The sequence below is a fragment of the Candidatus Hydrogenedentota bacterium genome (assembly GCA_013359265.1).
Lineage (GTDB): Bacteria > Hydrogenedentota > Hydrogenedentia > Hydrogenedentales > SLHB01 > JABWCD01.
The window spans coordinates 1-14,886 of record JABWCD010000027.1; the positions used below are offsets into that span (position 1 = coordinate 1).

At 59.3% G+C, this 14,886-nt stretch carries 13 protein-coding genes; 4 read left to right on the top strand and 9 right to left on the bottom strand.

The genetic code is table 11. The features are described from left to right. The 4 genes from HUU46_20255 to HUU46_20270 all read right to left on the bottom strand — a co-directional run. A partial coding sequence (locus HUU46_20255; protein ID NUM55980.1) for a hypothetical protein occupies positions 1-312 on the bottom strand: 312 nt, incomplete at its 3' end. Positions 313-443: 131 nt separating this feature from the next. Beyond that, positions 444-4,064 carry a homocysteine S-methyltransferase family protein gene (locus HUU46_20260; GenBank protein NUM55981.1) on the bottom strand — a complete coding sequence of 1,207 codons (3,621 nt, stop codon included), beginning with the start codon at positions 4,062-4,064 and terminating at the stop codon, positions 444-446. Positions 4,065-4,206: 142 nt separating this feature from the next. Next, positions 4,207-4,545, bottom strand: coding sequence for a DUF86 domain-containing protein (locus HUU46_20265; protein ID NUM55982.1), 339 nt, complete (start codon positions 4,543-4,545; stop codon positions 4,207-4,209). Then, positions 4,535-4,828, bottom strand: coding sequence for a nucleotidyltransferase family protein (locus HUU46_20270; protein ID NUM55983.1), 294 nt, complete (start codon positions 4,826-4,828; stop codon positions 4,535-4,537). The genes HUU46_20265 and HUU46_20270 overlap by 11 nt, the downstream gene beginning before the upstream one ends. A gap of 507 nt (positions 4,829-5,335) precedes the next feature. On the opposite strand from HUU46_20270, the gene HUU46_20275 reads away from it, so the two are divergent. Then, positions 5,336-7,777: a hypothetical protein gene (locus HUU46_20275; protein ID NUM55984.1), complete on the top strand. Its 2,442-nt coding sequence runs from the start codon at positions 5,336-5,338 to the stop codon at positions 7,775-7,777. A gap of 218 nt (positions 7,778-7,995) precedes the next feature. Here the strand turns inward: HUU46_20275 and HUU46_20280 are convergent, their stop codons facing one another. From HUU46_20280 to HUU46_20295, 4 genes are all read right to left on the bottom strand, one after another. Continuing rightward, positions 7,996-8,721, bottom strand: coding sequence for a hypothetical protein (locus HUU46_20280; protein ID NUM55985.1), 726 nt, complete (start codon positions 8,719-8,721; stop codon positions 7,996-7,998). Between the two features lie 171 nt (positions 8,722-8,892). Then, a complete protein-coding gene (locus HUU46_20285; protein NUM55986.1) occupies positions 8,893-9,075 on the bottom strand; it encodes a hypothetical protein in 183 nt (60 codons plus the stop codon). A 101-nt stretch (positions 9,076-9,176) separates the two neighbouring features. Next, the gene (locus HUU46_20290) at positions 9,177-10,403 is read right to left on the bottom strand and encodes a hypothetical protein (protein NUM55987.1); all 1,227 of its coding nucleotides are present in this window, start codon (positions 10,401-10,403) and stop codon (positions 9,177-9,179) included. Further along, positions 10,396-10,749 carry a PadR family transcriptional regulator gene (locus HUU46_20295; GenBank protein NUM55988.1) on the bottom strand — a complete coding sequence of 118 codons (354 nt, stop codon included), beginning with the start codon at positions 10,747-10,749 and terminating at the stop codon, positions 10,396-10,398. Before HUU46_20295 ends, HUU46_20290 begins: the two co-directional genes overlap by 8 nt. 987 nt (positions 10,750-11,736) lie before the next feature. Here HUU46_20295 and HUU46_20300 point away from each other — a divergent pair. From HUU46_20300 to HUU46_20310, 3 genes are read left to right on the top strand one after another with little or no spacing between them, the layout of a single operon-like run. Beyond that, on the top strand, positions 11,737-12,537 hold the full coding sequence (locus HUU46_20300) for a hypothetical protein (protein ID NUM55989.1): 801 nt from the start codon (positions 11,737-11,739) through the stop codon (positions 12,535-12,537). Between the two features lie 42 nt (positions 12,538-12,579). Continuing rightward, positions 12,580-13,353, top strand: a complete 774-nt coding sequence (gene truA, locus HUU46_20305; GenBank protein NUM55990.1) for a tRNA pseudouridine(38-40) synthase TruA — start codon at positions 12,580-12,582, stop codon at positions 13,351-13,353. Continuing rightward, positions 13,346-14,140: a methyltransferase domain-containing protein gene (locus HUU46_20310; protein NUM55991.1), complete on the top strand. Its 795-nt coding sequence runs from the start codon at positions 13,346-13,348 to the stop codon at positions 14,138-14,140. The genes truA and HUU46_20310 overlap by 8 nt, the downstream gene beginning before the upstream one ends. 285 nt (positions 14,141-14,425) lie before the next feature. Here HUU46_20310 and fliS read toward each other — a convergent pair whose 3' ends face one another. Continuing rightward, positions 14,426-14,866, bottom strand: coding sequence for a flagellar export chaperone FliS (fliS, locus tag HUU46_20315; protein ID NUM55992.1), 441 nt, complete (start codon positions 14,864-14,866; stop codon positions 14,426-14,428). Between the last annotated feature and the right edge of the window lie 20 nt (positions 14,867-14,886).

The following is a 14,886-nucleotide window of genomic DNA, read 5'->3' on the forward strand; positions in this document are numbered from 1 at the left end:
CGGAGCGGGCGCTGGAGCGGCCTCCGCCGGCGCGGGCGCCGGACCGGAGTCCACATTGCGAATGCTATCCACCGTGTACCAGTGCAAAAGACTCTTATCGTCCCGAAGCACAAGCCACTGCTCGTCTGCCGCGACGAGAGTGCCTGAAAACGTGCCGGACCCCGCATCGTTCCGTAACGTTACCGTGACGGGTATCCCGACGGGTAACTGCGCCTCCGCCGGAAGGGCTGCGTACGTTTCGGAATTCGAGAACGCGAGCGCGAACGCGAGTACACCCACTACACCCAGCACCACCAGAATCAGCCGACGCATCGTTATCATCTCCTTTGTTGGACCTGACGGCCTTGCAAGCGGCGGAAGCATAGCACGAAGCCATCTTCCTTACGCCAGAATATTTTTCCGGACACCCGGCATCCCGCGATTGGCCTACAGTACCTTCTGTACTATGTGTATCGCGCATCCGGATGGAAGCAGACCACCGCCGCGGTCGTGCCCGTCGGAGAGAATTCGCCCGCGTCCGTAATCGTTATGCCGATGCGTCCGGTCGCTCCAAGCAGTTCGAGGATCGTGCGGTTGTACTTGGTGTCCGCCATCGCGGGATACCCCGGCGACCAGCGTGCGCCGTGCGCGGGTTCGAAGTGGAACCGCTCGCGCACATACCGGTGCGCGTAATCCGCCATGTCCTCCGCGATGCGGTCCGAAAGGCCCTGCAAATACAGTTGCGATTCGGAGTCGCCCGCTTCCTTGAACGCGCGAAGTTGTGCGTCAACCTGCGGGCCGCTCGTCGAAAGCTGCACACCGATCGCATCGAACTGACCGGAGTCCTTCGTCCGAAAGTATTGCGCCGCGCACACGGTGTCTTTTCGTCCGGCGCCGACAACCACCGTGAAACCGAATCGGGCGATTTCGCGCGCGAGATCCGCGGGGTCGTATACGATCACCTCGTCGCCGTCGGACTGGCACGGCCACACCCCGCAGACCGCCTGCGGCTGCACCCAGCCTTTCCTGTCCGCAAGCGCGATCCACTCCTCCAACAGCGCGCGCAGTTTCTCCGGGCTTTCGCCGCGCTTCTCGCGCCCCGCTTTCCCGCCAAACTTCCAGTTCAACGCGAACAAGGTCTTCGTGTCGATATTCGGCGCGAAGGTGTGCAGGTCGATGCGCAAAACCTCCGGCGAAAACCACGGTTTCTCCGGCAACCTGTGCTCGTCAAACGATATGACGCGGCGCGGCAACGTGCGCAGTAGTTCCGATTCCTCCGCCGCTCGTCTTTCCGCCTTCTCGAAGTTCTGACGAAGTTTTTCCAGGTTCACGCGGAAAAACGGATCGACCTCGCCGCCGGACTTCAGCGTATTCATTACATTGACGCCGTCCATCGCAGTCGGACAATAGAATACGTTCGACCGCATCGACTCCGTGTTGGTGTTGCCCGCCATCGCCACGTACGCCGCGTGCCGGTCGTTCACCGGTGCGCCGCCTATCAGCACCGGCAAATGGCCGAGGCCCTGTTCGAGCATCATCTTCGACACCGTGATCATGTGGTTCGACGTCTGCACCAGCAGCGCCGACATCCCAATCGCGTCCGCGTTGTGCTCCTTTGCCGCGTCGAGATAACTCTGCAGCGGCGTCATCACGCCAAGATCGATCACGCGGTAGCCATAGTTCTCGAACAGCGTCTTCGCGAGGTCTTTCCCGATCGAGTGAACGTCCTGATACACCGTGCCGATAACGATCGTCCCTTTGTATTCAATCTTCGAGTGCACGTCGATACCCGCGGACACGCGCATGTACTCCTCAAGGAACCCCATCACCTGCTTCATCACGTCCGCCGATTTCAACAAATGGGGGAGAGACACCTCCCCGCGCGCAAAGCCGTCGCCGAGTTCGTTCATCGCCCACATGAGGTGCATGTTGATAAACTCGAGCGGTTCGTGCTTTTTCACGACTTCCGCGACCTGCAACACGATTTTGTCCGCATACCGATACTCATGCCCGGCTACTGTGATGCTGCCCTGCGCGCGTTCCTTGAAACCGTCTTTCACCTTCTCGCAAATCGCCGTCTCCACGTCGAGATCGTCGTAGCTCGTGCGCTTGACGACCTCGAGTCCCTTCTTGCGCTCGGCAATCTCCTCGAGTTCTTCGTACGCCTGCATGTCGCGCTGAAGGATAACGCGCAGACCCAGTTCGTAGTCGTGCGGATCGAGGTCGCGCACGAACACGTAGTGGTGCGGATTGATAATCGCCGCATCGAGCCCGCGCTTGCGCGCTTCGTCAAGCCAGACGGACGTGAGCACCTTGCGCATGTACGGTTTCTTTGCAAGCCCATTCGTCAAGTTGCCGACACCGCACGTCGTCCGTAAATCGGGATGAATCGCCTTGATCAGCGGAATAGCCTCCAGCGATTCCATGGCAAAGTTCATCGATTCGTCCGATTCCGAACCAACCGGAAACACATTCATATCGATCAGAATCTGGCCCGGCCTTACACCATGTCGCGCTGCGTTCTCGACAATCTGCCGCGCAAGATCCGCCTTCTCCTCCCGCGTCGCGCCGGGGCCTTTTGCGCCCGCGGCAAGCCCGATATACAGCGGACAATGCTCCTTCGTCGCTTCACACACGGCGTCTACTTTGGTAACGCCCGGCGCCACCTCCTCCATTGACATCGAATTGATGATTGGGCGGCCCGGGTAGACCTTGATAGCTTCGGCAAGCGCGTCCACCGCAAACGAATCGAGACACATCGCGCCCGCAAAGTCCGTCGTCTGCTTATGGACAACTTCCGTAAGCGCCTTCGTCGTGTCGACAAGGTTCGAGTCCATGCACACGTCGATGACTTTCACGCCGAGCCCGCGCACCTGTTCTTCGACGACCTCCTCGAGCGCGGCATGATCGATCGGCCCTCCGCTCTCGACGGCGTCCCGCACTTTCTTCGAACCGCGCACGTTCAGCCGCTCGCCGATCATGATCAGCGTCTTGCTGCTATCGAGCAGCACCGCTTCCTGCGGTCCCGAAACGTACAAACCGTTCTCCGGCGTTCGCTCCGCGGGCTTGCGCGCGCGTATCGTGTCCGCGATCGCGCGGATGTGGGCGGGCGTCGTCCCGCAACATCCGCCGACAATGTTAACGGCAAACTCGCGCGTGAACGTATCGAGATACTTCGCCATGTCCTCTGGCGAGAACTTGAACACCGTGCGTCCGCCTTCGGACACCGGCAGGCCCGCGTTCGGGACCACACTTATCGGCAGCGGCGAATACCGCGCAAGCTTCTCGACCGTCTTCGTCATCAGGTCCGGGCCGATGCTGCAATTGATCCCGAACGTGTCGATGCCAATCCCCGCGACCGTCACCAGCGCCGCGTGAATGTCCGTGTTGAAGATTTGCATCTTCGAGAATTGATCGACCGTCACCTGCGCCATGATCGGCAGCTTCTTGCCGCGCTCGCGCATCGCGCGTTGCCCGCCCATGACCGCAGCCTTCACTTCCAAAATGTCCTGCTGCGTTTCGTACAGCAGCACGTCCGCGCCGCCGTCGATGAGGCCCAACACCTGCACGTGGAAGTTGTCCATCATCTCGCCGAACGTCGAAAGCTTCAGGTTCGCGTCCGTGCTCGACAGCACTCGGTTCGACGGTCCAATCGATCCCAACACGAACAACGGCCGACCGTCATATTCTGGATCGCGCCTATATTCGTCCCGCGCCGCGCACGCGATCTCCGCTGCCCGCCGGCTGAGGTGATACGCCATGTCCGCATGCGGCAGCGCGCGCAAATCGACGTTGTACGGGGTCGCCGCGAACCGCGACAGGTCGAGCCGCGAGAAATCGTATTCCGCCAGCCGGAACGGCGTCGCGCCAAATGTATTCGTCTCGACCGCGTTCGCCCCCGCGCGAAAGTAGGCGAGATGAATGCCCTTGATTTCGTCCGGGTGCGAAAACACGAGGATATCCGGAAGCATCTTGAACTCGACCCCGCCGTAATCGGCGTCCGTCAAGTCCAGGTTCTGCACCTGCGTGCCCATCGCCCCGTCAATGACGAGGACTTGGTGCTTGAGAGTAGATAGAAAGTCCATGTTCCTGAGAAATCCAATCAGGAAATTGTATCGAAGCGCGAATGCTACCTAAACAACGATCTGGTTGGGAGTATTCAACGGCGCGTTGATGCCGGCATTGCGAGCAAAGCCGATGGACGAGGAAGCTAACGCCGTGGAACGGCTACTCGTTCACTATAGCTTCCAATGCGGGCAAAAGCGCTGGAAGCTCGTCTTTCACCGTTTGCCACACGACACCGACATCTATGTCGAAATAGGCGTGTACAATTCGATTGCGCATTCCGATCATGTCTTGCCACGGAATCTCAGGGTGACCTGCGCGTGTTTCGAGCGACACGCGCGACGCGGCTTCGCCAATAATCTCAATACACCGCACGAGCGAATGCTGCAGTTGGCGGTCCTGTCGCGCCGCTTCGAAATCAACATCGTGCGCAAACTCGATGGCCTCACGTGCAGCGTCAACAATATGGCGTAGTCTCACCTTATCCGAATCAAGAAGCATACTGGACAACTGCTTCGCGGATAACGTTATCTCTAAAGTATCGGCTCAAATCTCCGGCTGTCCGCATGTCGGCTCTCCGGCCGAGAATTTCCGAGAGCTCTCGCTCCATGCGGCTCAATGCCAGAAGGCCGGGCACATGGTCAGGTTCAAATTCAACGAGCACATCCACGTCGCTGTCGGGTCCAAAATCGTCACGCAGCACTGATCCAAACAGCGCAAGTCTCGAGATATACCGCGCTCGGCAGAATTCTGCCAGCCTGTTCTTATCCACACAAAAGCTCATTTCATAGTCTCCGATAAGGAACTGCGTTCAACTATACCACAGGGAATATTGACGGATGGGTATCGAACCCTATCCGCGGGGCAATCGCACTAGATTGGCAAGTTTGCCGCGTATAAGTGGGGCAAAGCGGCGATACCTCGCCGCACTTCAAGGCGCTTTGCACAAATACATGACGTCGATTGCCCGCGCGGAGCGCTTTGGAGTGCGCCCCGATAGCGGCGCTTTTCTTCGCCCAGGCCCTGATTGTCGCGACTTTAAGCGCGCTTGCCTTGACCCTGCCCGCCTAGTGGAGCATATGCCGCTCGACGGAGTATGCTCCCGCTCATCATGCGACGATACATCTCAAAACGGACAGACTCCCGCCCAATGTGGAGCCGCGCCGACAGTCTGGCGGTGATTGTCGCGCTGGGGGTGTCACTCGCGGGCACGGTGGCTGTTTTCGTATTTGGAATACTATCGCGAGAGCCCGCCCACACGATATCGAAAACGGAGCCACCGGTAACAGCAGTGAAGCATCCCGCGGGCTCGCGCGAGGACGCCAAGCCGGCGGTTGTCGAACCGCCAGCCTTGGCCTTGGCGCCAAAGGCTGACACTCCTGCCGACAGGGCGGAATTCGAGCCGAAGCAAGTCGAGACGAAACCGTCCGCACCGTCCGGCCCGATCACCATCCGCCCGACAGACACCGTCATCTTGAAAGACGTCACCCGCTTCGGCCTCAACATCGGCGCGCGCTCAACCTACGGCGCGGCGCAGCATCTGAAAAACCTGATCCCCAACCCCGGCTTCGAGGCGGGCGTGTTCGGCAGCATGATCCACGCCGCCAAAGGCGCAACGACCGTGCGCGTCGCGCAGGCTTTTTGGGACACCGACTGGACGCGCGAGGATTACGGCATCGGCCAGCCCGCCGGCTTTTGGGACGGCGGCGAATACGAGTTCACGTACGGCGCGGCCAAAGGCCGCACGGGCCGAATCACACGGTTCGCGCTCGAGAACCACGAAAACGTGTTCTACCTCGACGGCGGCGGCCCCGCGCCGAACGAGTGGGACGTGCTCGTCGTGCGCCGCGACCTTCCGGGCCTCGTTGCTGGCCCGCGCATGGCCACCGACTGCGTCTCGAACGACGTGCGCCCGGGAAGTCCGGGCAAACAGTCGCTGCATCTGAAAGCGGGCGGCGAGTGGTCCAAGTGCGAAGTGTACATGGACAGCGAGTGGCGCGACGGCGACAAGAGCGCGGGCAAACTCATCGTTGTTCGCGGCCCGTGGAAGATTTCGTTCTGGGCCAAAGGCAAGGGCGTCGCAGACCGCATCCGCGTCATGTTTCATCGCGAGGGCGAAGGCAGTTTCATTGACGAATCGATCAAACTCTCGCCGCAATGGCAGCTCATCGAGCGCGCCTTCACTGTTCCCGACGGCGCGGACAAGCTGGGCCCGTACAACGAAGGCGATTATCATCCGCTCCTCGTGCTGTCCCTGAGCGTCGACAACGACGGGGGCCAGGTCTGGCTCGATGACGCAGCACTGGAACCCGCAAACGAAAAGAACCCCACCGTCTTCACCGATGCATTCGTCAATCGCCTGAAGGAGTTGCGTCCCGGCGTCCTGCGCAATTGGAGTACACAGCACGGCAACACGCTCGTCAATGAGATCGCGGAACCGTTCGAGCGAAAGACGAATGGATACAGCCCGCGGCAACGCGCCGCGGGCGAGTGGGGCTTCTCTCTGCACGAATTCCTGCAATTGTGCAAAGAGATCGAGGCCGAGCCGTGGTACGTCATGCCGCCCATGTGGAGCGAGCGGGACGTGCACGGGTTGATGGAGTACCTCGCCGGTCCCGCGGACGGCGCGCATCCCTACGCGGACCGCCGTGCAAGCCTCGGTCAACAGGAACCGTGGTCCGATGTGTTCAAACGCATCCACATCGAATTCGGCAACGAGATGTGGGGCGAAGCCTCCGCGAACGATCCGTTCTTCGGCGCATCGGCCCTCGGCGGCGAACGGCTCGGCACGATGGCAAACGAACGCTTCGCGTTATTGCGCGCGAGTCCGTTCTTTAAGGACGATAAGATCAACCTGATCATCGGCGGACAGTTCTACTACCCCGGGCGACAGGGGGAAATCGACGCAACGGGCAACCACCACCGCGAAATCGCGCTCGCACCGTACTTCGGTTCTGACAAGGAACATGCAAACGACGACGAACTTTTCTATCCCCTGTTTGCGCGGCCCTTCGAAGACGTCGCGACGGGCCGGATGAAACAGTCGCAGGACGAACTCGACAGGGGCGGCAAGAAGACCGGTCTTGCGATCTACGAAATCAACTTCCACACCACCGGCGGCGAAGCGCCAATCGACGTGACAAACGATTTTGTGACGGGCGCGAACGGCGCCCTCGCGCTGCCGCTTTACATGCTCGTCTACCAGCGCGACATGGGCGCGAAAAACCAATGCGCATTCACCGCGATTCAATACTCCTTCGGCATCGGCGAAGGCCGCTACGTCCGCGTCTGGGGCCTACTGCGCGACATCGCCGCCACCGCCCGCAAACGCCCCACCTGGCTAGGACTCGAACTCGTCAACCGCGTCATCCAGGGCGACATGGTCGCCGTCGACATCGAGGGTACGAGAAACGGCTGGACCCAAAGACCCATCAACACCGTCGAGAACGAAATCGACGTTCCATTCGTTCACGCGTTTGCGTACAAGAACGGCAACACGCGCAGCCTGATCGTGTTCAACCTCAATCTCACGGACGCAACATCCGTCAACGTCGCAATCGAAGGTGCCGCATCCGGTCCCATCACACGTCACCAAATAGCCCCTAAGTCGCTACACGACGACAACGAAGACGCGGAAACCGTATCAATCGTCACAGATTTGCTCGAAGCCACAAACCCAACTACCCTGGAGCTTCCGGCTCACTCGCTGACGGCTCTGGAATGGCAGACCTGACTCCTCTCCCCTTTGAGATTTCAAATCAGAGATTTAAGATTCCTCCCCTCAATGCGGCGCCGGATTCACGGTCAAGAACAAATGGTATGAGCCGCTCCTGACTCCTGACTCCTGGCTCCTGATCTCCTCTCCCTTCTGAGATATCAAATCTGAGATTTGAGATTCCTCTCCTCGAAGCCGCGTCGGATGCACGATCAAAAGACGAATGGTATGAAACACTACGTCGTGGCTGGCGCTCCGTTTGACACGATAATCTCGAATGGCGGCGTTCTGTCCGCCAAGTACCGAAGCAGGGCGAAGATGAGTATGCTCACGCCGATCATCTCGAGCGATTCCTCGAAGGTGACGTAAGCCGTGTAACGCGCGTTCATGTACCCGCCCGATTCGTCAATCGGCCCTTCCAACAATTCGAACCCGACCGACCCGGCAATAAACACGGCCCCGCCAAGAACCATCAATGCCATCACCGTGTGCGGCAAACGCATCAGGAAACGCAGGTACACAAAGAACACAACGATGGCAAAGATCAACGCCGGAATTATCCACACGTAATACAGGAATCCCGTGGCGCGCATGCCTTCCATCCGCAGCAGGTTCACCACAACCCCGCCCATCCGTTCGTGGAACTGGATTGTCTCGTCCATGCCGAACGCGCAGAAGATTCCCGCCAGCCCCGTCCAATGCGGCCAGTCGCGCCCCGCCCCGCGCCGTGCGGAATACGCGATCAACCCCGCGAGCGCTCCCGCGCCAAGCCACAAGCAGGTTGACCAGAGGCTCGGTATGTTCGTCTCCTCCTCCATGTTGAAGAGGGGCACCAACCCATACAGACGCCCGTGGCCGAACACCAGACGCGACACCTGCCCCAAGATATGAATCCCAGCTAGCCCCAAACTCACGCCAATGAGAAACGCGAATGTGCGGTTCGGAGAAATGCGAATGACCATACCGAATAGATCCCCCGCCACGAATCGTCCCGCCTCGCGGCGCGGCTGCGGCAACGCTGATCTCGCGGACGTTCGGGCCCTAACCGTTCGGACAAGAATCCTAATCGAGTCCGATACACGATTCGAGTTTCTGGGCCGGAAGTCTACCTGCTCCAAGGATCTCAGGTCGCGCTACTGCGACACCCACCACCGGCTGTTCTCGTACACAAGGTCTATCCCGACCTCCGTTCCCACGACCTGCACTTGCGCTTTGCTCTTGTCTTCGACCGACTCCAACTGCAACTGGAAATCCGCCGGCAGAACTACTCGGAGCCCGCCTTCAAACTGGTCGCTGAAAGCATCGCGCTGTCCCACTGCGACATGCCTCAGCGCTTCATTCCGGTCATTCCTCGCGACGGCCGCCCAGTTTACCTCTCTCTTTCTTTGCAAAACAGGTGCTACCCGCATGTTACATACTAATTCGCATGCTGCGTCTCTTGTTCCCGTTTCATCTTGTCTTTCGGAAGGAATCGCAACACGCCGTCCGGCTCAATAGTAATAATCTCGCTTGAGATTGATTCGTCCGTTGGAATGGCTTTGCAGACGAAACTGGGCCCTCCCTTCGATGTCTGAATTACCTCTATATGAAAAGCAAAACCCTCGATTTGGTCGTCTATGTTACCGTCCGCAACAGTCGTTGCCAGGTCTTGGAGATCGCCGTAGTCTTGCTTCCCGTCGTTGTCGGGGTCAAACATGCCTCTTTCCAGAAACGTCCGCTCCCAATGAGCTATTCGTTGCAGCTTAAGAATGGCGTCCTGCTTGCGTTTGCTGCTGGCGTGAGTCGAAGACATCGATTCGGCGACTCCAGATACATACGGTTTTCCACCGACACCTCCCGCGCCTTCATACCGCACCACCTCTTCGTGCGTGATCACGAGCGGCTTTAAATCTAGGTCAAGTCCTTCAAGCGGACGCGCAGAACACAAATAACCAGGCTCCTTTGAATCCGCTCCTTTGCTTGGTTTCCAGATCGCCGTCTCCGAACTGTTGCTCACCATAATGTTCAGCACATATCCGCCGTGGGCGCCACGGCCATACTCCTCAGGAATGGACTTCTCCTCGATGAGTTCGGCGAGCGTCGCGTAGTCGGGCACACCGTCGCCATCGTTATCGTGCTTGCCCTCCTCGCGCCATTTGCGCTCGGCTTCTGCAATCGTGCGCAGCATTTGCACGGCTTTGTCTTGGGCCATCACAACTTGGAGTTTCTTGAAGCTGTCATATCGTGCGTAGAAGATGTATGTGCCGAGAGCCGCAATCGCCAGGATTGCGGTCGCGCCGATCATTCCACACCCGCAACCCATCGAGCGCAAAAGCCCCCGATCGCTTCGTGGTTCCCTGGCTGGCACAGCAGCGGGCGTTGTCGCTGCGCCCGACTTCTCGCCGTTTGTGTCCGCACGCGATTGTTCCACCCATTTTTGGCCTTCGTCGAGAATCGCCTCCGGTGAGCCAACCTCGGCAAGTGAGCGCCGCAGAATTTCCAGCGTGACGAGGGAACCCGCTTCTCGTTCTGCCTTTTCGACGACATGTTCCCGCAGTCCAGACGCAATCTCTTCGCCGTCTTCGCCCGAACCGCGCGCTAAGGCCCGGACCTGTTGCAGGTATCCGTCGAGATACTCTCTTGCCTCCGGTGTCCACTCAGCCATGGTGTCCCTCGCTTTCATTCTGGAACCGGGTGACCCCGTCCGCCAGTTCGTTCCAATACATATTCATTGTTCCCCGCATCCGCTCACCCGCGGCGGAGAGCCGGTAGTACTTGCGCGCCGGGCCGCTAGTCGATTCCGCCAGCCGCGTCGTGACCAGCCCAAGCCGCTTCAATCTCGAAAGCAGCGGATAGATAGTCCCTTCCGTGACAACCAGCCCCCTGACCTCCGACAACTGCTTTACAAGGTCGTACCCGTACACGTCCCCCTTGGCGAGCAGGTTCACGATGCACAACTCCAGCAGCCCTTTCCGGAGTTGCGTGGTCCAATTGTCGATATCGCTCGCTATCGCCTCATTGGTATCCACGATTACAATGTATCACACATTACAATGTATTGCAAGGTATATGTAGAGAACGGTTCGCCCCGATCCAATCGACTCAAATCTAATCGTAGTCAACACAGTATAAAAGGACATAATTCACCGTTCCGTTCACCTGCTGTCAGTCAAATACGGGTCGTTCCGCGTGCGAATCCGCACGACAAGTGCAACACGTTGGGCAAAGATATGGAGACCCAGTCATACCATGTGACCACAGCCCGCTGGAGCCGCGAACACAGGCCGCATCGGGGGTGTATGGACACGTTTGCCCGACCCGGCCTAACGCCGGAAGACATCACTGGCACGTCCGGTCGTGAATTCGCCTTATCGAAACAACCCCAAACCGCGCATCCCGCCCGGCCCATGCCAATTTCGATAAAACTGGATCCCGCGACGATTCGGACACGTCTACCCCCCCTTAAATCGTCAAATACCCCTCGCATACCCAATCGGAGGCACCCATAAAATCAACACCTACGAGGATCGGTGCTCACCCACCCCCTCGATTCGTCAAAAAAACTCAGAACACCCCCCAACCGAGGGTGTCCTCTGAAGCGTCAGGCGAAAGAAGATGCAACACGATGGGCTAAAGTGTGGAGTGTGACGGCGGAGTCCACCGTAGCGGCGTGAAAGTTGAAGGCGCTGCCGCGTTGGCTTCCGGCGGAGTCGGGACCTGGCCAAGGGACGACGTTCAGCGCGCTCGGAAGGCTACAGCGAATGCTAGCGCCCGCTCGTTGCACCGGCGTCGAACGCCGAAACAGCGTAGAGGAGATGCCTTGGACCGATGGCCCGTACTCGACACCCCTTTTGACTCACTGTGTCATGATTGCGGAAGATTTGACGTCACAGTCGCGGCTCATCTGGAAACACGGACGTGCAAACCGCCGGATTCCACTGCGCCGCGCGCGTCAAGAACTGGGGATTGCCAACGCAATCTCCTGTAGGGCTACTTCGATGTCGTCAAGTGTGATCACCAATGCCCTCACATCCATCCTGACCGCTGCGGTCATGCTTGCCCTGTACAAGATGTTTCCGCCGCGGCTGCAAGATTACAGGCTGCCGCCTGGAACGGATATGCAGGCACTTGCCCAAAAATACTACAAATTCGAGTTCGGCCTGAACCTGTTGTACATTCTTGCGCTTGTGGCGTGGATGGCCGTTGCATACTGGGTATTTCGTGCCGTAGGTGAGTTTTTCGCAAGCCGCCTCGGCGAAGCCGAATTCACCTTGACGCCGCTTTGGTTCGTTTGGTTCTTTCCTGCGTTCCCCGCCGCAATGTTCCTGGCCGCGCTGGTTGTCGAACCGCTGGCGCTGCGGATACTCGGAGATCGAAAGGCCGAATACGACGCGGTCCAGGAATCGAGGTTTGGCAGGCTGGCCCGAATGACCGCGCGTCACTTCTACATCGGATGCTTTCTTCCATCATTGGCAATCGCGTACTTGTTTGTCGATACCTACGTTATCTTTCGCGAGGGCGAAATCGTAATTGACCCGCTGACGCGCTTGGCCGCGCGTCACTACATGTATTCGGACGTCGAACGCATTCTCGCCGCGCCAAAATCCGTCGCGCCAAACGGGAACGTGGGCGGAGAATGGCGGTTTGTGATTTGCTTTGGCGATGGCGGCCGTTGGAACAGCAAGTGGGACCCCTCCGGCGCGGGCGTTGCCGTGCACAAGCGAATCGCGGAATTCGTTTCGCAGAAATCGGATGTGGAAATCGAAACGATCGAGGTGCTCCAACGCGCCGATCAATAGCGGGCCGCCCGGCCGGGGCCCGCGCGAAGGAGTCGTTGCCTCGTGACAATGCCGTCGAGCATGATCGTGCGCGCTACGGTGCGTTACATCGGTACCCCGTTTGCCGGGTGGCAGGTGCAACCCGACCGCCCGACCGTGCAAGGCGAGATCGAAAAGGTCCTCTCAGAAATTGCGAACGGCCCCGTACGTATCCACGGCGCCGGGCGCACCGACACCGGCGTCCACGCCATCGGACAGGTCTGCTCCTTTCCCTGGAAAGCCGGCGCCGATCTTGATTCTCTGCGGCGCTCGCTCACCAGGATGCTCGCGCCGCACATCCAAATCTCGTCCCTTACGGAAGCGCCGCACGACTTTCACGCGCGCAAGTCCGCAGTCGGGAAGAAGTACTGGTACTGCGTGTCGACCGCGCGCGATCCGGACCCATTCAGCGCGCCATTCACTTGGACTCTTCCATTCGGCACAGACCTCGACCGCTTGCGCGCACTATGCGCGCGGTTCGCCGGCACGCGCGACTTCGCCGGCTTTCAGTGCAGTGGTTCGGAGCGGGAGGACACCGTTCGCAGATTGATCGCTCTCGATGTCTCCGAAGGCGGAATCGTCGTGCCGAGCGACGCGCGCGGCCTGTTCGCGATCCGCTTTCACGGCGATGGCTTCCTCTACAAGATGGTGCGCAACATTACCGGCACCCTCGTAGACGTCGCGCGCGGCGCGGTCCCCGAGTCGCGCATTGACGAACTCCTTGCGTCGCCGGGACCCTATCGTGGCTACACCGCGCCCGCGCACGGCTTGACATTAATCGAGGTGCTGTATGCGTGACTCCGGCAAGCCGATCCTGACAAGCGACCAATACAGCGCCGAAAGCTTGAGGCGCTACGAGTGGGTATTCGGCAAAGACTTTCTCAGTTCTGGCGCGCAGGAGATGGCGAAGCGCGCCGCACAATACTTCGGAATCCGCCCCGGTTTTCGCGTACTCGACGTCGGCAGCGGTCTTGGCGGCGCTGCGTTCTATTTCTCCGGTTCATGCGGCGCCACCATCCTGGGGCTGGACATACTTCCTGAGATGGTCGCCGAGGCGCGAAATCGCGCCGAAACCCAAGGGGTGACCGGTGTAACCTTCGTATGTGCAAATGTGTTGACCATATCAATTCCCGCGCATTCGTTCGACGCCGTCCACAGCAAAGATTCGTTCCTGCACATTCGCGACAAGATCGGACTCGCACGGCGGCTCCTGCAAGTTCTGGTACCCGGCGGCCGACTGTTCTTCACCGATTATCTGCGCGGCCGTGCGCGCGGGAGCGACGAGTTTGAGTCGTACGCCGCCGGTTCTGCGTACGAATTATCGACTGGTGAGGACTATGCCGCGTCCTTGCTCGAAGCGGGATTCGTCGATATCGAGCAAGTCGACTGGACCGGGAGATTGGTCGAAATATTGTGGGCCGACATCGATCGGTTGCGCTCGGCGGGACCAGCCAAGCAGGAATTGCCGCAATTGGACGTGGACTACCTCTTGGAAAGATGGCAACTGAAAGTGCGGTGCCTACAATCCGGCGATATGCGGTGGGCGAGTTTCAGCGCGCGCAAGCCGCCGCTCGTGTACGAATGAGAAATGCGCTACGCCGTTAAGCAATAGCGCACTCGTCAGAGGGTAAGACCTGGGGCTGCCTTTTCCAACGGCGGTGGGATTAGTCCGCCGGGTACTTCTTGGAGTGACGTGCCTTGGTCTTTATAAGGTTGACATCCGTGTCACTCGCCGCGACCTCCGTGTCTTGGCTTACACCTACTTTATCGGCCAACCCCAAGAATACTTGAGCCCGCTCGGCAGTTTAGGAAATGGCCGCGCCCCCGAAGGTCCGCTTCGGGGGCGCCGGGAGAAAAAGGCCGTGAGTGATTAGCCCTGCACGTTAATCAGGCTCGCGCCGTGCGTGTCGAGCGGCTTCGCCCGATCGTTGGCGTCTTCGGTCACCGCCTTCGCAAACGCCTCTTGCCACGTGTTTCGCATTGTGGTCAGGTGTGCGATGGCTTCCTCGAGCGGCGCGCAATCCTTGCGGATGTTTGCCTTGATCAGCAGATGCTGGAAGTACTCGTAAATGCAATCCAGTTGCTTGGCAATCGCGACCTTCATGTCCAGCGCGCTGCGCAGTTCCGCGACGATATCCTGCGCCCGGAGCAGATTGTTGTGTACGCCGTCTGTGCGCCCCTTGGCGAGCTGGCGCTTGGCCTCTTCCGCGCGTTGAATGGCGCCGTTGAACAACATCACGATGAGTTTCCCCTGCGATGCCGTCTCGACGTCGACGCGCTTGTAGGCATTGTACTGGGCTGCTGCTGACATGTCGTTCCTCCTGCTGCCAA